The organism is Blautia sp. MCC283 (assembly GCF_018785565.1).
Lineage (GTDB): Bacteria > Bacillota > Clostridia > Lachnospirales > Lachnospiraceae > Blautia_A.
Map to the genome: position 1 here is coordinate 1 of NZ_WQQB01000036.1, position 21,654 is coordinate 21,654.

The window sequence follows — 21,654 nt, forward strand, 5'->3', positions numbered from 1 at the left end:
CATAAATAACACCCCTTTTTCTTTTATTTTACTAGAAAAGGGGTGTGTTCACAATTTATTTACTCATGCGTTTGTCGTGCCCAATGATCCTTTTCCGGCTGCACAAAAGAAAAAGGCAGAGTCCAAAGACTCCGCCATTTCCAAAGGATTTATCATATGATTAGTACAGTTTAGCCATCTCTTCGATGTTGCTTGTATCGAATTTCAGAGGTGCGCCAAGTACAACTTCTGTACCGCCGTCATCAGCGTCTGTGATTGTGTAGTCACCAAGGTCGCCAGCTGTGAACTTGTCATCTTTGGCACCTGTGATGTCACCGTTAATCAGAGCGATTGTTGTGTAAGCGCTGAGTTTTCCAAGGCCCTGCATATCCCACAGATAGAAGTATGGGCAGGAATGATCTGCATCATCACCTGTGTACTCCTGCATCTCAGACGGAAGTCCAAGACCTGTCAGTTTGCACTCAGATCCGTTATCCTGAAGATATTTAGCAGCTGCTGCGATACCAACAGTTGTCGGTGCGCAGATAACTTTCAGATCTTTGTAGTTCTGAAGAAGAGCTGCTGTCTGGTCTGTAGATTTCTGTGGCTCATCATCGCCGTATACAACGTCTACAAGCTCAAGTTTGCTGTATTTGTCATCGCCTTCCATGATGGTCTTCATTGCGTCGATCCATGCATTCTGGTTAGCGGACTGAGATGTAGCGGAAAGGATAGCGAACTGTCCCTCACCACCGGAAATATCAAGAACTGCATCCATAAGTGCCTGAGCAACTTCTTTTGTACCAGCCTGGTTTACGAAAATCTCACGGCTGTCTTTGTTCGGTGCGGAGTCGAAGGAAGATACCTTGATTCCTGCATCCATAGCTTCCTCAAGTTTAGCCTGAAGAGCGTTAACATCGTTCGCGGAGATACAGATTGCATCGAAGTCCTGAGAAATCAGGTTGTCAAGAACTTTGATCTGTGCATCAGCGGTAGCTGTCTCAGGATAAACGACCTGAACTTCGCCGCCTTCAGCCTCTACAGTCTCCTGGAAAGATTTCGCTGCGATCTCGAAGAATGCGTTACCAGCTGCTTTACCAACCAGAGCGATCTTTTTGTCTTTTGCGGAATCGCCAGCTGCTGCTTCTGTCTTAGTATCGTCTTTTTTGTCATCTGCTGCGAGAACCGGGCAAACTGTACCAAGAACCATTGCTCCACAAAGGATTGCGCTAATTACCTTTTTTTTCATTTTTGTTCCTCCCTATAAGAATATAATTTTTTATATGCTGCTGCCCCCGCTACACCAATGGAGGCAGCTAACAATCATATGGGTTTCAAAATTGATATTTAGTTTTTCTTCATTGCGACTGCTTTTTTTACATCGCCGATGATGTTTGGAAGAGCTACTGCTGCTACCAGAAGTACACCGATGATCAGAAGGATTACCTGTGCGTTTACGTTCTTCTGTCCAAGACCAACTCGTAAGCATACGATGATGAATGCGGAAATGATACCACCGGCCAGGTTACCTTTACCACCTGTGGAGGAGATACCTCCGAATACTGCCATTGCGATGGCATCCATCTCGAATCCGTTACCGGTTGTTGTATTGGCACCATAAGAAGATGATACTAGGAACAGTGCACAAAGCCCAGACATAAGACCCATAACTGTGTAGATGATGAAACGGATCTTTTCAACATGAACACCAGCATAATAAGCTGCCACACGGTTTGTTCCGATCGCATAGGTACGACGTCCGAATGTGCTCTTTCCAAGGAAGATTGCAAAGAGGACACCAAGGATCAGTACCAAGAAAAGAATGTATGGAACCTGTCCGACTTTTCCACCAATGGCACGGAAACCATCTGTGTTTGTGATCGCGATACTTCCGCCGGCTCCAAGTGTTACCTCAGCGATACCACGGAAGATGATCTGTGTTGCCAGTGTTACGATCATTGGAGGAAGCTCCTTGAAACGGGTAAGGATAAATCCGTTAACCGCACCGCAGAGGGCACCAACAACCAGTGCTGTAAGTACTACTACAATGAATGGAGCGTTTGTGTTGCAGACCATGCAGCTTAAAGTTGCGGAGAGACACACGATCGCACCAACAGAAATATCGATCTCGCCTAATACCAGGATGTACGCCATCGGGAACATCATGAATACCTCTGCAAGGTAAACCGGCATCTGACGAAGAACACTCTTCAGATTATAAAATTCAGAAAATGATGCGCAGAAAATATTTACCAGGATAAAGAGAATGACCAGGATGCCTTCCCAACTGAATATGATGTGTTTCATCGGATTTTCCGGCACATTGTTAATACTTCTTCCAGATTTTCCAGCCATGATTTACATCTCCCTTCCCTTTAATGCATTTTTGTCTGCGATCCTCTGCAGGATAACATTGATCACAACTACTACCAGGATGATAACACCCTTGATCATGTTCTGCCACAGGGAGCTGATACCTACAAGTGGAAGAGCTTTTGCGATGGTTGCAAGGATGATGGAACCAAGGAATGCACCTACTACTGTTCCACGTCCACCGCTCATGCTTACACCACCGATAACGCAGGCTGCGATGACATCCATCTCACCACCGTACTGCATATCAGGCATTGCAGAAGCATAAACAGAAACCTGAAGTGCTCCGCCAAGACCTGCGAGGAATCCCATGATCACATATACAAGAAGGTTGATATTCTTTGCATTGATACCGGAAACCTGTGCTGCACTTGCATTACTTCCTACTGCGTAGATTCTTCGTCCTGTTCTTGTCCATTTCATAAAGAAGAAGAATACTACATAACAGATGATGATTATCCAGATTACTTTGTTAATTCCAAGAAATGTGGATGTTGCAAAATTTTTGAAATCACCAAGAGCTGCGGCACTTGCCCACTCACCACCGTGAGAAACAAGATATCCCATTGCTCTGTAGATGTACATAAAGCCCATGGTTGCAATGATCGGCGGAACGTTTGCTCTTGAGATCACAAGACCTACAACAAGTCCGCAGGCAATACCGATTGCCATTGCAATGATGAAAGCAAGTAATGTACTTGTGATATGTCCGTATTTCAGGAGCATACCAATGGACATACCGGAAAGTGCCAGGGTTGACATGATGGAAATATCGATTCCGCCTACCAGCATGACACACAGCATACCAAGTGACATTACCATTGTTACTGCATTATTTTTCAGCATCTCCATGAGTGACTTCGGCGTAAGGAATGACGGGCTGATCGCTGTGACAACTGCAAACAGCACGATTACGATAATTGCCAGCAGAGCCTCTCGGGAGCCTGTAATCTTCTTGATGACAGATTTCTTTTCCATTATTTAGTCCCCTTTCCAGTGCTCTTTTCCATGGACAGCTCAAGGATACCCTCCTGTGTTGCCTCTCCTCTGTTCAGTTCACCTGTCTTACGGCCGTTACACATAACGATGATACGGTCTGCCATACCCAGGATCTCCGGCATCTCGGAGGAGATCAGGATGATCGCATAGCCTTTCTTTGCCAGATCTCCCATGATCGCATAGATCTCGGCTTTCGCACCAACGTCAACACCCTTGGTAGGCTCATCCATGATAACAACCTTCATTTCCTGTGCAAGTGCCTTGGCAACTACAACCTTCTGCTGGTTACCACCTGACAGGGAGCTTGCCGGCTGGAAGATATCAACTGCCTTGGTATCTACTTCCTCAAGAAGCTTCTTGGAAATTTCTCTTTCTGTCTTCTCGTCGTTAAATCCGGATTTTGCATATTTACTGATGACCGGAAGTGTTACGTTTCTTCCAAGTCCCCAGCTCATGATCAGGCCTTCCTTCTGTCTGTCCTCAGGAAGAAGGATGATACCTTTTTCCATTGCCTCGGAAGGAGTCTTGATGTAAACCTCTTTTCCTTCAAGGAAAACTTTTCCTTCATCCGGACGGGTGATTCCGCAGACAGCTTCCACAACCTCTGTACGTCCTGCACCAACCAGACCGGTAAGACCTACGATCTCACCTGCACGTACATTGAAGGACACATCCTTGAAAAATCCTGTTCTGGAAAGATGTTCGATACGAAGCATCTCATCTCCCAGCTCAACTTCCGGTTTCGGGAACAGATCATTGATCTCACGGCCAACCATTGCCTTGATCAGATCTGCATTTGTGATTCCGTTTACATCGTAGGTTCCGATATACTGGGAATCACGGAATACGGTAACTCTGGAAGCCAGACGGTACATATCCTCAAAACGGTGAGAAATAAAGATAATGGAAACGCCATTCTCTTTCAGCTTGTCAACCAGTGTGTAAAGCTTCTCGGATTCGTTTCTGGTAAGTGCTGCTGTAGGCTCATCCAGAATGATGATCTTCGCATTTGTGGAAAGTGCCTTGGCGATCTCAACCATCTGCTGCTGCGCAACAGAAAGGGTACCCATCTCAGCGGTTGCATCGAAATCTGCATCCAGCTCTTTCAGATACTTGTTTGCCTCCTGGTTCATTTCTTTCCACTGGATCATATGATGTTTGATGATCTCATGACCCATAAAAATATTTTCAGCTACTGTAAGGTGCGGGTATGATGTCGGATGCTGATATACGGCTGCGATACCTGCTTCCTGAGCATCCTTCGGACCTTTGAAGTCAACCTTCTGTCCGTTTAAGAACATCTCACCTTCTTCTGCTTTATGTACTCCGGTAATAACCTTGATAAACGTAGATTTACCAGCACCATTCTCACCCATCAGCGCGTGAACTTCGCCAGGTTTGAGCTGGAACTGTACATTATTCAGAGCTTTGACACCGGGGAATATCTTCGTAATACCTTTTAACTCAAGAACATATTCTGACACGGCTCTTTCTCCTCCCTTTCCTTTGATCTGATTTTATTTTATCATCCCACCTGTTGGCTGATAATGGGAATATTTTTGGATAAGGGTAAAATATTCCTCTTTTCTATGTAAAATATTACCCATAAACCAATACCGCATTCTCGTATTTCTATATATTTTATGCTATAATGATAGCGCTGACGTTTCTGTTTTCTGTGAATATAAACAGAACCGTAAATGTCTGATTTACAAGGCTATGAACTATATCCAATTGGAGAACTATCTATGAAATTACTGATCGTTGATGACGAAGAACTTACACGTACCGGACTTATCTCATCTATCGACTGGGATTCTCTGGGGATCACCGAAATCCTTCAGGCTGACGATGGTGTGAACGGGCTGGAAATGGCCAGACTTCATAAACCCGAGATCATTCTCTGTGATGTGCGGATGCCACGAATGACCGGCATCGCCATGCTGGAACGACTGGAAAAGATTCTGCCGGACTGTGTACCTATCTTCATGAGTGGCTACTCAGATAAAGAATACCTGAAAGCCGCCATTAAATTAAAAGCTGTTAATTATATCGAAAAGCCCCTTCATCCCGAAGAAGTACGGGATGCAGTGCTGGAGGCCCAGTCTCTTTACAGGCAGAAGCTTCGTTCCCACCGTGAAGAAGCCCTGCACTCTCAGGAAACAGCCACCCGGCTTGCACAGAAACTGACCCTTCCGCCCTCCGACAACAGTGAGATCGCAGATCTCTGTCTGGAACTCGGACAGCCGGAGCTTCTTGATCCCGACATGAATTTTACTTCCATAATCGTGAAACTCAATAGTGGAGTAGAATCATCCGGTATTTTTCTGGAAGATATCCTGAATGATATTTCCTGTTTTCTGGAACATTATCACCTGAAATGTCTCTTTGTGGAAAAAAGAGTACAGTATCTGGTCCACCATATATATGGAAGCAATGCGCCTTCCCCGACTACACTTTCCGCCATAGGAAGCTATATTTCCAGGCAATATGACTGCTGTGGAAAACATCTGATCGCTGCCGGCAATACGGTAACTGATATTTCCAGAGTTTATCAGTCCTACGCTTCCGCCGTGATCCTTTTGCAGAATTGCTTTTTCTTTCCGGAAAAAACATTTCTTACAGAAAACACCATAAAACAGCTTTCCCCAAAAGGACCGGTTCCGGATTCCCTGCAGTCTCCGGAAAATACTTTTTCCAAATACCTCCTTTCCGGAGAGGAAACACACTGTGTTCAGTTTCTTGAGGAACTTTTCCGGTATTACAGCTGTAATCACACATTTATGCCCAACCAGATCCGTGATCTTTATTATCAGCTGTTTAATGCGCTTTCCTCTTCCCGAAAAAAAAATCAGGTAGAATCCGGGCTTCACGAAAAACAGGATCTGATCATGGACACCCTGAACAATGCTTTTACCTACGAAGAGCTTCATGAATCTCTGAAAGAAAAAACCGCTCAGTATTTTGAAGATGCAAGGAATTCCCAGCCGGAAAATTCCACCATCTTTATGATCAAGGATTACATCAGCCGGAATTACATGAATGATACCCTTTCCGTAAAGGATATCAGCAGCCATGTATATCTTTCCGCTTCCTACGTATGCACCTTTTTCAAAAGTGAAACTGGCCAGACTCTCAATCAGTATCTGACGGAATACCGCATGGAAAAAGCCAAACAGCTGCTTTCTGATCCCAGATACAAAATTTCTGAGATTTCTTCCAAAGTAGGTTATACAGACGGCAATTACTTTGGTAAAAGCTTCAAAAAATACTCCGGTTTCTCCCCGTCCGAATACCGGGAGAAAATGTCATGAGGGCCTTCTGGCGCCGTTTCAAAAACGGCTATCTTAACTTAAGCCTTCAGACCAAATTCACCATTGCGCTGATCAGTATTGTGGTGCTTCCCGCATTTCTTACCGTATTTCTTTTTTACGGAAGACTGTACAATATGGTCGTGTCCAATACCATCCGGCAGGAACAGGATGCCTCCGCAAAGACTGCGCCTCTCATCGAGCGGACCATGGATACGATTCTGGCTACTACACGGAATATCACCGGCCAGAATTTTTTTCAGGAACTTTTTTACATGCCGGTCAGCGATTCATCTGAAAAACTTGCCACATCCAATCATGCCATTGATTTCAAAAATGCCGTTCAGCGTCTGACCACGGATTCCATTGTTACCGATGTGCGGATCTATGTGGATTTCCCGGATGATCTGAAATCGCTGAACGCCTATCCCAATACAGAAGATCTCCTGGCACCTTTAAGTCAGGCAAAGGGTACTTACTGGTATGGTATCTTCCAGGGAAACCGGGAGCCGCAGGAAATGTTCTGCCCTTCCTTCTATCTCGGTTCTCAGGAAAAACAGAATTACGGAGATATGGCATATATCTGTCCCCTGAGCCTTTACTACCACAGTACCGCCTACAAAGCTTATCTGGCTGTTTACTTTTCCGATGATAAGCTGAACAATATTTTATCCGACAATCTTTCTCTGGAGGGAAGCGTGTCCTATATTGTAAATGAACGTGATGCCATCGTTGCAACTTCTGATCAATCACTGTCCGGAATCTACCGGCTGGATTACGACACCATCAAAGATTCCTTCATGTCATCCAACAACTTTATTGAGCGAAACATTCTGGACACTAAGGTTTATGCCGGCTTTTACAGTATTTCCAATACAGACTGGTTTATGGTTACAATTCTTCCTGCCCCGCCGCTGATCCACGAAAGCAATCATCTGATGCTTCAGATTGCACTGCTCTACGCAGGTTTTCTTGTTCTGGCCCTTATTTTTGCCAATATACTGGCACACTCCATCACCGGAAGACTTTCTTCTGTGATCCGGCAGATGCAGACCGTACGCCACGGACCACCAACTCCCATGGAAAGCCCGGAAGCCCACGATGAGATCGGTGATCTGATTGATACCTACAATTATATGACCCGAAAAATGGATGAACTGATGAAAAAGCAGGCAAAATCTGCAGAAGATCTCCGGATTGCGGAGTTTAATTCCCTCCAGGCACAGATCAATCCCCATTTTCTTTATAATACCATGGATATGATCAACTGGATGGCACTGCAGGGACAGACGGAAGAAATCAGCCATGCGGTACAGAGTCTTTCCCGTTTTTACAAACTGACGTTAAGCCGGAAAAAAGGAATCTCTACCATTGCAAGAGAACTGGAACATGTGACGATTTATGTACAGCTCCAGAATATGCGCTATCATGACAGCATCGAACTGATCACGGATATTCCGGATGAGCTGTCGGAATATCAGATTCCGAAACTGACTCTTCAGCCGGTTGTGGAAAATTCCATTCTCCACGGAATCCTGGAAAAAGAGTCAAAATCCGGAACCATTGTCATTACCGGATGGATGGAAAACGAAGACATCGTTCTTCTGATTTCCGATGACGGTGTGGGGATTTCCCCTGAAATCCTTTCAACAATTCTCTCCGGAAGTGGAAACAGCCAGTCCGGCGGTACCAACATTGCCGTTTACAATACACACCGGCGCCTTCAGATCCTTTATGGAAAAGATTATGGTCTTACCTATTCCAGCAATCCCGGAAAGGGAACGGAAGTGGAAATCCGTTTCCCTGCACACAGAGAAGAGTAATCTACAGGAGGTATATCATTTATGAACACACAATCATCCGTACTTTTATATAATTTCAATGATCCGGACCGGCTCCGGATGATCCGCCGCTATCTGAACCGTCAGAAAGTAAAAGTCCGGATCGTCACCACACCGGAATTTCTGCATCCTCTGGGATATCTTTTTGAACTTCCGGGATTTCAGCCCTGTGCACAGTTTAATCTGGGCAAAAATTTCAGTGAGGAAATGATGGTACTGAACAATTTTTCCAGTGAACAGATGGATGCGTTCCTGGCGTTTTTCCGGGAAGAAGCGATTCCTTCGGTTTCGTTAAAAGCCATGCTCACCCCTGTGACCCAGCACTGGTCTTCCATTCAGCTCCATGACGAACTTACAAAAGAGCATACAATGATGCATAAAAAATAAGAATTTTTCCATCAAAAAAGGAGACCGCATTTGCAGTCTCCTTTTTTCGAATATGTTTTCGGTTGGTTATAAGAAAGAATTTATCGTTTTTTGTGATACTGATAATTATCTTGTTACGATATCTACCGGTACGTTGAAGATTTTTGCAACTTTCAGGATTGTGTCGATGTGTCTTCCTGTAGCAGCTGCCATGTGATGTGTCGGGCCAGCCTCGCTCCAGCGATTTACAAATTCTCTTGCTCCACATGTGAAACGTGTTCTCATGTTTGTATCACCGAAGGAAAGGATCGGTCCTTCCTCGTTTACACCCTCAGCTACAACGAACTTGAAGTTTCCGTCTTTATCCTGAGTGATTGCAAGGTAGGTTACAGGGCCTGTGTATGGATAGAACTGTGTCAGGTATCCGCCGCCTGTTTTGCCGTGGAATACCGGCACGATTTTCATGGTTGGTTTCTTGTCGGAGATGTCAGCGTCACCGCTTCCGGAATGTCCGATGATGCAGATGTCATCGTTGAAATCGATGGAGTACATCTCAGAAAGCTGGCCTGTACCGGAAATTGTCTTTAAGATACTCATTGCCATGGCAACCTTCATGTCACCCTCTACCGCACATGCAGTACCCTGTTTGATCAGCATGGAAAATGCCGGGATCAGCATACTGTCAAGGACACCTGCTTTACCCTGTGCAAATCCGTCGTAATGGGAAGCGATCATTCCAAGATGTTCGTCCTTTACCCATTTTTCAAAAGCAACAACGTATTTGGCCATATCCCATACTTTCTCAATGGTGCCGCCGCCCTCGATATCGAAGGTGTCAAGGATATCCTGTGCTTTTGCACGGATTGCTTCCTCGTCTGTGATATCGTCAGCGATTGCCCACATTTTCTCCCAGTCGAACTGTTTTGTGTAGAGGAACATTCTGTTATAGAGGTTTGTCTCATCAATATACAGATCCATCATACCCGGATATGGTCTTCCGATCTGCGCAATGTTAGTCTCACGGAATCTTCTTCTTACCTGAGCAGCCTTGCACCAGTCTTCGATCTCAGCCTGAACTGCAGGATCTCCGCCTTCTACAACGCCTGTGATAACCGCATGTCTCTTGCCTGCTCTCTCAAGGTCAGCAACTGCCTCGCCTACAGCACCGCATGCATAGCCTTCACCCAGCCAGGAGGCAATGTCAGTGTGCTCATAATCCAGCGCTTTGATCTTCTGAACGTTTACAAGAACAACCGGAACATCCAGATCACGGATCGCCGGAAGCATGTTGTAGGATGTTGCGTATGTCAGCATCTGAAGAAATACAAGGTCAACATCTGCTGCACGGAACTTATCTCCTGCCACCATTGCCTGCTCTTTTGTTGTCACCATTCCGCCGTCAACGATCTCTACTGTATCCGGGATCGTTTTCTTGAATGCGTCGTACTGTGCCTCAAATTCCGGCACCAGTGACGGGAACTGCGGAAGATATGCGCCTAAAGCAATTGAAAATACACCAACTTTTGCCTTTGTGTTAACTAACATAATAAAACCTCCAGTTATTTTTATTTATGCTTTGTATACTTTGATACCGAAGGACTCATGGATGGTTGTACGAGCCTCCTCGATCGTTTTAAACTCCTCGGCCTTCAGCATCTGTGCTGTGATATTACCGATTGCAGTAGCCTCACCAGGGCCTGCATGGATTTCTTTCTTTGTAGCTTTTGCAGTCAGCTCATTTAAGTATCCTGCATTGGAACCACCGCCTACGATATGGATACGGCTGTAGGTTCTTCCTGTCATCTCCTCGATTTCTTTTGCGATCTTAGCGTAGCAATCTGCAAGGCTTGTATAGATAACGGTTGCAATCTCGCCAAGAGTTTCCGGAACCTGCTGTCCTGTTCTGCGGCAGTAGTCCTGAACCTCTTTTGTCATGTTCTCAGGAGAAAGGAAGCACTCATCGTTTGCGTTTACTCTTGACGGGAAGTCTTTTGCCTCCTCAGCCATCTCGCAGATCTGTGCAAAGCTGTACGCATCATCAAACTCATGACGTACAGACTGGATCATCCAGAGACCCATGATGTTCTTCAGATAACGGAAACGTCCTGCATATCCACCCTCGTTTGTGAAGTTCATCTCACAGCTCTTCTCAGAGCAGTCTGCTTCTTTTCTCTCGATTCCCATCAGAGACCATGTTCCGGAACTGATATAAATGAAATCGTCATCATTTGCAGGCACAGCCAGAACTGCAGACCCTGTATCATGTGTAGCCGGTGCTACAACCTCAAGATCAAAGCCAACTGCTTCCTTCACTGCGTCTGTTAAATGTCCGATGCTTGTGCTAGGCATGATCAGCTTCTGGAATATCTTTCTTGGATATCCCAGCATATCGATCAGCTCATAATCCCAGTCCTTGGTTGTCGGGCATACAAGCTGTCCTGTGGTTGCCTCTGTGTACTCGCAAGTTTTTTCGCCTGTAAGAAGAAAATGGAAGTAGTCCGGTACATGAAGAAGTGTCTCAGCCTGCTCCAGATACTCAGGATGTTTCTTCTTCACTGCCATCAGCTGATATACTGTATTGTAGATTGCTTTCTGGATACCGGTTCTTGCATACAGATCCTTCAGGGAAATTGTCTTATAAACTTCCTCGTCCATTCCCTCTGTACGATGATCACGGTAGCCTACCGTGTTGCCAAGAACCTTGTCATCCTTGTCTAGAAGCACGAAGTCAACACCCCAGGTATCAACACCCATGCTTACCGGGATCTTGCCGATCTCTTTACATTTCTTAAGACCATTTACGATCTCGTTGAAAAGGCGGTCAAACTCCCAGCAGAGCTCTCCATCCTTCTTAACCATGCCGTTCTCAAAACGATAGATTTCTTCCAGGATCATTTTTCCGTTTTCCATATGTCCCAGAATGTGACGTCCACTGGATGCTCCGATATCTACTGCTAAATAATATGTTGCCATTTTTAAATCCTCCTCAATATGTAAGCTTCTGATCACTTTCATATCTGATGTTGTATTTATCATACATCAGGATCCTTCCGGTGATAAGAACCTCTTTTGTCAAAAAAAGTGTCTTTATTTGCAAATAATACAGCGATTATTTATGAACTACTGCATTATTTGTTTAAAAAATCCGCTGACTGAATCAGCCAGCGGATCTCTTATTTTTACGTTCGTGAACGCAATCCGCGTTCATTACAACTTCACGATCTGATCGATTATATGATTAGTCATAAAGGTTAGGAGCAATATCCTCGTCTTCCATATTTGTTGCATCATACCAGTAACCGTCTGTAGGAACATCCTGAAGCTCCTGGCCGTTTGCTGCTGCTGTCAGAGCGTAGATTGCATAGTATCCCATCATAAGAGGAGACTGTGTAACAGCACCGATGAATGTGCCATCTTTAACAGCTGCTTTGATGATAGAACCAGCATCGAAACCAACACCAACTACATCACCGTTTGCCGGGTCAGAACCAAGAACGTTAAGGTTAGCATTTGCTGCAAGAACACCCTCTGCCGAAACCTGGTTGGAACCGAATACTGCGATACAGTTCTCCTGGGAAAGGATTGCCTGAGCCTCTGTGGAGCAAAGCTCTACAGTTGTCTGTGCCGGAACAGCTACCTGGATAACAACGTCTGCGTCTTTAGCATCAGCATCAGCACCCTCTGCTGCGTTAACATAGAACTCGTTACCGCTTACTGCTACAGTCTTGCCATCAGCCTGAAGAAGCTCGATCATCTTGTTGATGAATCCAGTACCACGCTGCTGAATGTTCTGAGCTGTTGCATCCTGGTTAACCTCACCGATGATAACCTGTCCGTCAGCATCTTTAACAACGTCTTTAATGGAGTTGTACATATTCTCAGCTGCTACTGCACCAGCCTGTGCGTTGTCTGTACAAACCTCGCATACTACAGATCCTTCCGGAGCATCAGCGATACCTGTATCGAAAGTTACAACCGGGATACCTTTTTCTGCACATGTCTTAAGAGCATCCTGAACAGAAGATGTATCGCAAGCTGCAAGTCCTAATCCAACAGGATTGGAGCCGATAGCTGTGTTGATCATGTTAACCTGGTCAGCGATATCGGACTCACTGTTCGGTCCCTGTGCTTTATAAGTAACGCCCAGCTCCTCAGATGCTTTCTTCATACCTTCCTGAGCTGCATCCCAGTATGTAGACTGGAAAGATTTAACCATCATCGGGAACTCATAAGCTTCGTTTGCTTTCAGTCCGTCGAACTGTGCGGTAGGATCCTCAGCTGCTGTGGAATCTGCGGATTCCTCTGTTGCTGCATCTTCTTTCTCCTCAGCTGCAAAAGCTGCTGTTGCGCTCATGCTTGTTACCATTGCTGCACAGAGCATTAATGCCATAACCTTTTTTGCTTTCATATAATATTTCCTCCTTAAAATATATTATATAGTTTTTTATGTTCATACGCCGTTGCTACCCCTTGGCGTTTCACATCTTTGATTATCGGGTGCTGTTCACATTTCTCTGTAAACAGCACCCTTACTTATTATACACACTTCTTAATATCAGTGTGCTGCTTTTTTCTCTTTCAGGATATCGATCAGAACGGCTACGATCAGAACGATACCAGTGATGATCTGCTGCCAGTTTGCCTGCAGGCCGATATATGGAAGACCTGTTTTCAGAAGCATGATGACGAAGATACCAACGAATGTACCGATCACGGAACCATATCCACCGGTAGCTGCTACACCACCAACGAATACACCACCGATAGCATCCATCTCAAGTCCGGCACCAGTACCAGGCTGTACAGTAGGTGTTACTGCTGCGTATGCGATTGCTGCAAGACCTGTAAACAGACCGCAGACAACGTATACCATTACGTGATAGAACTTTGTATTGATTCCAGAAAGGGCTGCTGCCTCTTTGTTGGAACCGATTGCAATTGTGTAACGACCGAATTTGGTGTGGTTCAGGATGTACTCCATAAGAAGAACCAGAATGATCATCCACAGGAAACCGAGCGGATAACGTGAAGCACTTCTTCCTGTACCAACGGTTACCTTGAAGATGCTGTGGAACCATCCACCCGGCTGTGTAAGTCCCGGCCAAGGTGTTGCACTGCAAAGAGATCCGGCACCACGGGTAATCATACATGTACAAAGCGTTGCAAGGAATGGCGGCAGGTTCATAACACCAATAAGTACACCGTTTAATGCACCAACTGCGATACCAAGTACGATACAGATGATCATAGCAAGTGCTACCGGGCAGTTATTGTTTCTGATCAGTGTTCCTGCGATCAGTGCGTAAGCTACCATACCAGTTCCGATTGACAGGTCAACACCACCAGTGATAAGCGGGAATGTAACTCCGATCGCCATAAGAAGATCGTAATATGAGAAATCCAGCATACTCAGGATCGTGGTGTACTGTCTGAATTCTTTACTCAAGCCTGAGAATATTGCACACAGGACAATGATAACGAGCAAAACAATAAATCTCTGATCACTTAAAATACTTTTTTTCTTCTTAGTCATGACTTTCCTCCTTAATCGATATTCCGTGTGGCCTTGTCCATGATGTTTTCCTGGGTTGCCTCGGAGATATCAATACATCCGGTAACTTTACCCTCACACATGATGATGATACGGTCACTCATTCGGAGAACTTCCGTCATCTCAGAAGAAATCATGATAATGGATTTTCCTTCTGCTGCCAGTCTGTTCATTAATTTGTAGATTTCGTTCTTAGCACCAACATCGATACCTCTGGTAGGCTCATCGAAAATAAGGATGTCACTGTCTCGTGTCAGCCATTTTGCGATAACTACCTTCTGCTGGTTACCACCGGAAAGGTTAACTACCAGCTGGTCTGTAGTAGGTGTCTTAGTTGCAAGTTCGTTTACATATTTCTCAGCAACTTTTTTCTCTTTTGCTTTGTTGATAAAGATACCATTGGTAAACTCTTCCATTGTTGCCAGTGTTGTATTCTCTGTTACAGATTTCTGTACAACACAGCCGTATCTTCTTCTGTCCTCTGACAGATAACCGATACCACATTTAACAGCATCCTGCGGGCTGTTGATGGTCACCTCATGAAGCTGACCGTCTTTACCCATAATGGAGATCTTACCACTCTGCTTCGGATCTGCTCCGAACAGTGCTCTGGCTGTCTCGGTACGTCCTGCGCCCATCAGTCCTGAGAAACCAAGGATCTCGCCTTTTCTCAGCTCAAAGCTTACATCCTGAACCATCTTGCCTGCGTTCAGATGCTCAACCTTAAGAACTACCGGTGCATCTGCCGGAACTGCACTCTCCTGCTTCGGATCCTCATAAATAACACGGCCAACCATCATGTTGATGATATCTTCTTTTGTACTGTCTTTTGTGATCAGAGTTCCTACATATCCACCATCTCGCATAACGGTTACACGGTCTGTGATGGTCTTGATCTCATCCATACGGTGAGAGATATATACGATACCAAGATTCTTCTTACGAAGGTCACGGATGATCTCGAACAGGTCCGCGATCTCTTTCTCTGTCAGTGCTGCGGAAGGCTCATCAAAAATGATAACCTCAGCTTTATGGGAAATTGCTTTTGCGATCTCACACATCTGCTGTTTTCCGACTGTCAGATTCTTCATCTTTTCCTTCGGATTGATCTCAATGTTCAGATCCTGGAAAAGCTTCTTTGAATCCTCGATCATTTTTTTGTCATCGATACGGAAGCCCTTCTTCGGTTCACGTCCGATGAAGATGTTCTGAGCAACGGTAAGATCACCTACCATGTTCAGCTCCTGATGTACGATTACAACGCCGGCATCCTGTGCCTCACGTGTATTGTGGAATTCTGTTTCCTGTCCTTTGTAAACGATGGAACCTGAATCCTTCTGATAAATACCGGTAAGAACCTTCATCAGTGTTGATTTACCGGCACCGTTTTCTCCCATAAGTGCATGTACTTCGCCGCGTTTTACTTCGAAATTAACGTGATCCAGAGCATGAACTCCAGGAAAGGACTTATCAATGTCCTTCATAGTTAAAATAACTTCACCCATTGTCGCATCCTCCCTCTAAGATCAGTTCTTTCTGCGTCTTGCAGAAACGTCGATATAAACTGCAACGATAACGATGATACCTGTGATGATCATCTGCTGTCCTTTACCAAGGCCAAATGCCATGATGCCCTGCTGAAGAAGAGAGATGATGAATACGCCGATTACAGTACCGCCGATGGAAGCAAGTCCACCAACCATGGATGTACCGCCCATAACGCAGCCTGCAATAGCCTCGTTGTTGTACTGATCGCCATAGCCAGGCTGAACAGTTGTGTATGTAGCTACAAAGAAGAGTGCTGCAATACCTACCAGGAATCCGCAGATCACATAAGCAAGCATTTCCCATTTCTTTGTGTTAACACCGGAAAGACGGACAGCCTCTTTGTTGGAACCAAGGCAGAGGATGTAACGTCCTTGTTTTGTGTTGTAAAGAACGATACCGCAGATAACTGCCATTCCCAGGAAGATAATGATTCCTACAGGGAAGCCGTTTACGGAAACGATATTACGGAACCAGCCGTTTGCCTCACTGGCTGCCGGCCAGCTTACTGACTGTGTTTTTGTGAATACAGAAGCAATACCTTTTGCAATGTTCATGGATGCCATGGAAATAATGAATGGTGGTACTGACATGTAAGAAACCATCCAGCCATTGAAAATACCAAAGCAGAGACCGATCAGAATGCAAAGGATCATGGCAACTGCACAGGGAACCTTGTAAGATGTCATGCAGTAACCGGATACCAGTGCACAGCAGAACATTACAGGTCCGATGGAGAAATCAATTCCTCCTGTAGCGATTACGAATGTAACGCCAAGTGACAAGAAGCCCAGGAAGTACACATAGTTCAAAGTAGACTTGATACTATCAACAGCCGGAAACTTGTTTCCAAGAACTACTTTAAAAACCAGGAACATAAGAATCAGAACACAGACAAGAAGTATTCTGTTCAATCCGAGCTTCTTAACGATTGGATTTTGTTTTAAGTTTTCCAATTTTTACCCTCCTCACGTTTTGCACGTATCTTGTGTTTTCTTGGTTATTATAATACCGTCAAAAATCAATAATTGTAATAGAATATCTTTCAAAAAAAGGTTAAATATTTACTGTATGGTAAATATTTAACCCTTTTCTTTGTGCATTTATGACTATTTACGGTGTAAGATCACCATATGTTTTTAACGTATTAAACGGAAAAAGCAGTTTTTCGATCTCACTGGTATACATATTGTCAGGAGTCACAAGCTGGCACCCGGAATTAATATTCTTCTTATAGTCTTCTCCACGCAGCATCTTAACAGTTTCCCGAACACCCACATACCCCATTTTAAATGCCTTCTGTACAACGATTCCCTGGAAGATTCCGTGTTCCATCAGCTGGACGGCCTCCTGTGAGCTGTCTACTCCCACCACCCTGATCCGATTCTCTGCTTTTGCTGCCTTTACTGCTCTTGCAGCACCTACAGAGGAATATTCATTCATTCCCGCGATCATCTTGAGATCCGGATATTTTTTCATCAGCTCTTTTGTAAGCTCATAGGACTTGTCATACCGAGAATCACAGTATACCACATCTACGATATTATCCTTCAGACTGCCAAGTCCTGTCCGGAAACCTTTTTCTCTTTCAACTGCTGTAGATACACCCTTTACATGTGAAACGATCGCAATCTGATCATCCGTTCCCACAAGATCCTTCGCAAACCTGCCAAGGATCTGTCCCGCTTCCAGATTATCGGTCGCAACGGTAAGATCCTGGACCTCTTCCTGTGTGTAAGAATCAATAAATGCGATATGTATTCCCTGTTCCTTTGCCTTCTTCAAAAGCTGGTCGGATTCAGTGAAGCTGGACGGCGAGATCAGGATCGCGTCCGGTTTTTCTTCTGTTGCCCTTTCGATCAGCTTGTTCTGCCCATCCACATCATTCTCTTCCTCAGGTGCCCATACGCGGATATCTGCATTATATTCCTTTGCAGCCATCTCCGCCCCCTGGATCAGTGATGTCCAGAAATCATTGGTACCGTCCACAACCTTCGGAATATAGATCAGCGATAGTTTTCTCTCTTCTTCTACCTGTTTATAATAGACTATTCCGGCTACAAGCCCCGCCACAAGGCAGATGACCACTCCTAAAGTCAGGAGTTTTCTATGTTTTTTCATATTGATTCCTCCTGTATTCCCGGAATGATGATCGTGGCAGTGGTTCCGACACCTTTTTCACTTTCATAGGTGATCCCGTAATTTTCTCCATAATAAAGCTTCAGACGTTTCTGTACATTGTAAACACCCACACCATTGGAATGATAATTCACCTTATGCTTATCATAAATATGTGACAATGTTTCCTCATCCATACCTACACCGTTGTCGATCACCTGAAGAACTGCATTTCCGTCCTTCATAAAGCCTTTTACCTGCAAAAGTCCCTTACTCTCTTTATATTTCAGTCCATGATAGATGGCATTTTCAATGATCGGCTGGAGAACCAGCTTGATCAGAGGGATATTTAATATAGAAGGTTCTACATCGATCTCGAATTCCAGCTTGTCCTTGTAACGCATCTTCTGGATCGTAAGATAACCCTTGGCATACTCCACTTCCCTTGCAAGAGGAACCACTTCATCTTCATTACTGATGCTCTGACGAAGAAGACGCGCCAGGGATGCTGTCATCAGAACAACCTCTTCGTACTTTCTGCCCTCTGCCATCCAGATGATCGAATCCAGGGTATTGTAGAGAAAATGAGGATTGATCTGGGACTGAAGGGCCTTAAGCTCACTTTTTCTCTTTGCTTCCTGTTCCTTCACGTTCTGCTCCATAAGATCCTGTATCCTATGTGTCATCATATTGAAAGATTTCGTCAGGCTTCCGATCTCATTCTCCGAATCGATCTCCACATCTGCTCCGTCAAAATGCCCCTCCTGTACCCTGGACATGGAATCCCTGAGACGCTGAAGGGGATAGGTAAGACTCTTTGCCAGAAATCTTGAAAAAAGCAGAGCCACGATCATCAGAAGTGCAGATATAAGTACATAAATACTCTGCGCCTGATTACTTTTTCGCAGAAGCTCGCTGACGCTCATACAGCCCACAACGGTCCATCCGGTTTTATTGGATCTGGAAATGGAATACAGCTTTCCTCTGTTTCCCTTTCCGGTACGCACCGTATCTTCTTTTGATTCCACGATCAGGTCGATATTCTCCGTCTGCAATTCATTGTAAAGCTGTTGCTGCTGCGGATGATATACAATATTTCCGCTTTCATCCAGAATAAATGCATATCCCTTTTTCCCAATCGTATTCTGATCACAGAGTTCACTGATGGCACTGTAATTCAGGTCAATAAAAAAGACTCCCTCTTTCTCACCACTGTTGGAAAAATTACGGATCCCCCTGCTTAAAGTAATCACCCACGGGCGTTCTCCGCTGATGATGTGCTGTACATGGGAAGATGTAAGAAGCGGGCCTTCCGGCTTCTGCAAAGCATCCAGGTACCACTCCTGGGTGGAAAGTTTCAGATCCGGATTCACAGACTGTTTGCCGTCGTTGATCAGTTTCCGCCCATTAATTCCAATGATTCCCAGATTTCGGATATCACTTCGCCCGTCCAGAATTGTCTTGAACTGGTTGATCAGACGTTCTCTTGTGTCATCGTCCACATTTTCGCCGAAAAGATATTGCTGCACATCCTCGTTGCTGGAGATCATATAAGCAATATTTTCCATGTAGTCAATATAAGAATCTATATTCTGATTCATCTGCTGCACGATATTCTGGGTGTAGACAGAGGAATTTTCAAAAATAGAATTGCGGGTATATCTCATAGAAACACCGGTTATAACCAGCACCGCACTTAAAAGCAGCACCGTCACCACCGCAAAGATCGCGCTCTGGATACTTTTGAATTTTCCTATGATCTTTGCCGCAAACCGGATATCTCTCATTTACGTTTCTCCCTTGCATATTCTGTCGGGGTGCAGCCTGTCATTTTTTTGAAGGAGATTCCAAAGTAATGCGGGTCTGCAAATCCGACTTTTTCGGCAATTTCATAATTCTTCATGGTTGTATTTTCCAGAAGCTCCTTCGCTTTCTCCATTCGGGTACGTATCAGAACTTCTGTAAATGTTTCTCCTGTAAGATCTTTAAAAATCGTACTAAAATAACTGGTACTGATATTCAGATAGGAGCAGATACTGTTCAGGCTTAAATCCGGGTCCATATAATTCTTCTGAATATAGTCCAGGGCAAGTCTTGCCTGGCGCTGTCCGCTGGAACTGTTGGCATCGGAAAGCGTCTGAAAAATTTCTCCCACATGAGATTTTACCAGTTCAAATGCACTGTCAAAAGAATTCTGCTCTGTGACCTGCTGCAGAAGTGCTTCTCTTTTGGAAAAAAGCTTACTGTCCGGAACCATATCCTCGCAGGTTTCGTCTGCTGCACGGATGATCTGCTGCAGATAAACACAGGCCCTGCTCTTATCCACGCGTGCCGCTTTGATGTCGGATGAAATTTTTTCTAAAATATGATCCGCATTTTCTTTCCTGCCTGTTTTCAGTGCGGTTACCAGAGCCTCTACGACATTCTTTATGGAAAGCGTATTCTCCTCCGGCTGTTCCTCCATATCGATCAGAAGCCTTCCACCAAGAAGATATCTGTATTCGATTCCCTTTTCTGCTAGCTCATGAGACACCAGAAGCTCCTGCTGTGTCCTTGCCCAGCTTCCCACACTGATTGAAACATCCAGAGCCATCAGCTCTTTAAGCTTGGACTGGATCATCTGACAGATTTCCATAATTTTTTCGCCAAATTCTCTGGTCCGGTTTCCCATAAACAATACGCAGACCTTATTGTTTCCTTCCTGATAGGCAACACCTGCCTTCTCCCTGCTTACAATCTCATCACTGACATTAAAAAGGACAAAGGACATCAGTGCACTCTCCTGCCTTTTCTCTGCGGTGATCTGTGTTCCGTCCGAATACAGATCCAGATCAAACGCCGCCACGCGATAGCAGGCAGCTTCCAGACTGATTCCAAGCCCGGAAAGTTCCTCAAGGCTTTCTTCTCTTGTTTTAATGTTTTCCACAAAAGCCTGCAGTGCTCTGGACCGGATCACAATCGCATTCTTCTGATAGTTCTCCGATGTCTGCGTCAGGCGCTCGATTTTGTGTTTTTCTTCTCTTCGCTGATCCACTTTTTTCTTCATTTTTTCGATGACTGCACGGAGTTCCATGGCAGTTACAGGCTTCAGCATGTATTCACTGACGTCATACTGGATCGCCTTCTTGGCATATTCAAACTCACCGAATCCACTGAAGATCACAATTACAATATCCGGATAGTTATCATGGAGAAAATGGCTCAGTTCCATACCATCCATATATGGCATAAGAATATCTGTAAGTACAATGTCTACCGGATGGGTCTGCACAAATTCCGCTGCTGCCTTCCCGTTGTCACAGTCTCCTACCAGCTCGCAGTCCATGGCTTTCCAGTCAATATTCTCCCGGATCGCATCGCGAACAAGTATCTCATCGTCTACCAGTAAAATACGATACATAATTTCTGTCGTCCCCCTCTGTTCAGTTTCTGTTGCTTTTTTTGTACATCCCCCTGGCAGATACTTCCCACTATATCTGCCATTTACATTGTTAAAAATTACTGTTTTCTATGTAAACAATAACTGTTAATTCTTTCTACATGGTAACATGTTTGTTGATAATTTACAACG

Annotated in this window: 16 protein-coding genes; 3 read left to right on the forward strand and 13 right to left on the reverse strand. The window is 44.7% G+C overall.

The features are described 5' to 3' along the window. Nucleotides 1-160 precede the first annotated feature (160 nt). The 4 genes from GPK81_RS12090 to GPK81_RS12105 form a co-directional block, all read right to left on the reverse strand. On the reverse strand, nucleotides 161-1,228 hold the full coding sequence (locus tag GPK81_RS12090; RefSeq protein WP_021977410.1) for a substrate-binding domain-containing protein: 1,068 nt from the start codon (nucleotides 1,226-1,228) through the stop codon (nucleotides 161-163). A gap of 98 nt (nucleotides 1,229-1,326) precedes the next feature. Beyond that, on the reverse strand, nucleotides 1,327-2,334 hold the full coding sequence (locus tag GPK81_RS12095) for an ABC transporter permease (RefSeq protein WP_021977411.1): 1,008 nt from the start codon (nucleotides 2,332-2,334) through the stop codon (nucleotides 1,327-1,329). A gap of 3 nt (nucleotides 2,335-2,337) precedes the next feature. Beyond that, complete coding sequence (locus tag GPK81_RS12100) at nucleotides 2,338-3,330, reverse strand: ABC transporter permease (protein ID WP_174087528.1); 993 nt, start codon at nucleotides 3,328-3,330, stop codon at nucleotides 2,338-2,340. After that, nucleotides 3,330-4,835, reverse strand: coding sequence for a sugar ABC transporter ATP-binding protein (locus tag GPK81_RS12105; protein WP_021977413.1), 1,506 nt, complete (start codon nucleotides 4,833-4,835; stop codon nucleotides 3,330-3,332). The genes GPK81_RS12100 and GPK81_RS12105 overlap by 1 nt, the downstream gene beginning before the upstream one ends. Nucleotides 4,836-5,099: 264 nt before the next feature. Here GPK81_RS12105 and GPK81_RS12110 point away from each other — a divergent pair, with 264 nt between their 5' ends. Genes GPK81_RS12110 through GPK81_RS12120 form a run of 3 tightly spaced genes read left to right on the forward strand, consistent with a single transcriptional unit; the run spans nucleotide 5,100 to nucleotide 8,890 of the window. Further along, complete coding sequence (locus GPK81_RS12110; protein WP_215707138.1) at nucleotides 5,100-6,665, forward strand: response regulator transcription factor; 1,566 nt, start codon at nucleotides 5,100-5,102, stop codon at nucleotides 6,663-6,665. Then, nucleotides 6,662-8,485 (forward strand): sensor histidine kinase, encoded by a 1,824-nt coding sequence (locus GPK81_RS12115; RefSeq protein WP_215707139.1) that lies wholly within the window; start codon nucleotides 6,662-6,664, stop codon nucleotides 8,483-8,485. The genes GPK81_RS12110 and GPK81_RS12115 overlap by 4 nt, the downstream gene beginning before the upstream one ends. A gap of 21 nt (nucleotides 8,486-8,506) precedes the next feature. Beyond that, nucleotides 8,507-8,890: a DUF3783 domain-containing protein gene (locus GPK81_RS12120; protein ID WP_118061943.1), complete on the forward strand. Its 384-nt coding sequence runs from the start codon at nucleotides 8,507-8,509 to the stop codon at nucleotides 8,888-8,890. Between the two features lie 105 nt (nucleotides 8,891-8,995). Here GPK81_RS12120 and GPK81_RS12125 read toward each other — a convergent pair whose 3' ends face one another. From GPK81_RS12125 to GPK81_RS12165, 9 genes are all read right to left on the reverse strand, one after another. Further along, the gene (locus tag GPK81_RS12125) at nucleotides 8,996-10,414 is read right to left on the reverse strand and encodes an arabinose isomerase (protein ID WP_118061944.1); all 1,419 of its coding nucleotides are present in this window, start codon (nucleotides 10,412-10,414) and stop codon (nucleotides 8,996-8,998) included. Between the two features lie 24 nt (nucleotides 10,415-10,438). Further along, nucleotides 10,439-11,842 carry a rhamnulokinase gene (rhaB, locus tag GPK81_RS12130; RefSeq protein ID WP_015527297.1) on the reverse strand — a complete coding sequence of 468 codons (1,404 nt, stop codon included), beginning with the start codon at nucleotides 11,840-11,842 and terminating at the stop codon, nucleotides 10,439-10,441. 265 nt (nucleotides 11,843-12,107) lie between these two features. Further along, a complete protein-coding gene (locus GPK81_RS12135) occupies nucleotides 12,108-13,277 on the reverse strand; it encodes a substrate-binding domain-containing protein (RefSeq protein WP_118070954.1) in 1,170 nt (389 codons plus the stop codon). A gap of 147 nt (nucleotides 13,278-13,424) precedes the next feature. Next, a complete protein-coding gene (locus tag GPK81_RS12140) occupies nucleotides 13,425-14,402 on the reverse strand; it encodes an ABC transporter permease (RefSeq protein ID WP_022427195.1) in 978 nt (325 codons plus the stop codon). 11 nt (nucleotides 14,403-14,413) lie between these two features. Continuing rightward, nucleotides 14,414-15,925, reverse strand: coding sequence for a sugar ABC transporter ATP-binding protein (locus GPK81_RS12145; RefSeq protein ID WP_195274255.1), 1,512 nt, complete (start codon nucleotides 15,923-15,925; stop codon nucleotides 14,414-14,416). Nucleotides 15,926-15,946: 21 nt separating this feature from the next. After that, entirely contained in the window at nucleotides 15,947-16,921 is a 975-nt protein-coding gene (locus GPK81_RS12150; RefSeq protein ID WP_118169048.1) for an ABC transporter permease, read from the reverse strand. Nucleotides 16,922-17,078: 157 nt separating this feature from the next. Next, a complete protein-coding gene (locus tag GPK81_RS12155; protein ID WP_118070956.1) occupies nucleotides 17,079-18,086 on the reverse strand; it encodes a substrate-binding domain-containing protein in 1,008 nt (335 codons plus the stop codon). After that, nucleotides 18,083-19,870 carry a cache domain-containing sensor histidine kinase gene (locus tag GPK81_RS12160; protein WP_174087534.1) on the reverse strand — a complete coding sequence of 596 codons (1,788 nt, stop codon included), beginning with the start codon at nucleotides 19,868-19,870 and terminating at the stop codon, nucleotides 18,083-18,085. Before GPK81_RS12160 ends, GPK81_RS12155 begins: the two co-directional genes overlap by 4 nt. After that, on the reverse strand, nucleotides 19,867-21,483 hold the full coding sequence (locus GPK81_RS12165; protein ID WP_215707140.1) for a response regulator: 1,617 nt from the start codon (nucleotides 21,481-21,483) through the stop codon (nucleotides 19,867-19,869). The genes GPK81_RS12160 and GPK81_RS12165 overlap by 4 nt, the downstream gene beginning before the upstream one ends. Nucleotides 21,484-21,654 lie beyond the last annotated feature (171 nt).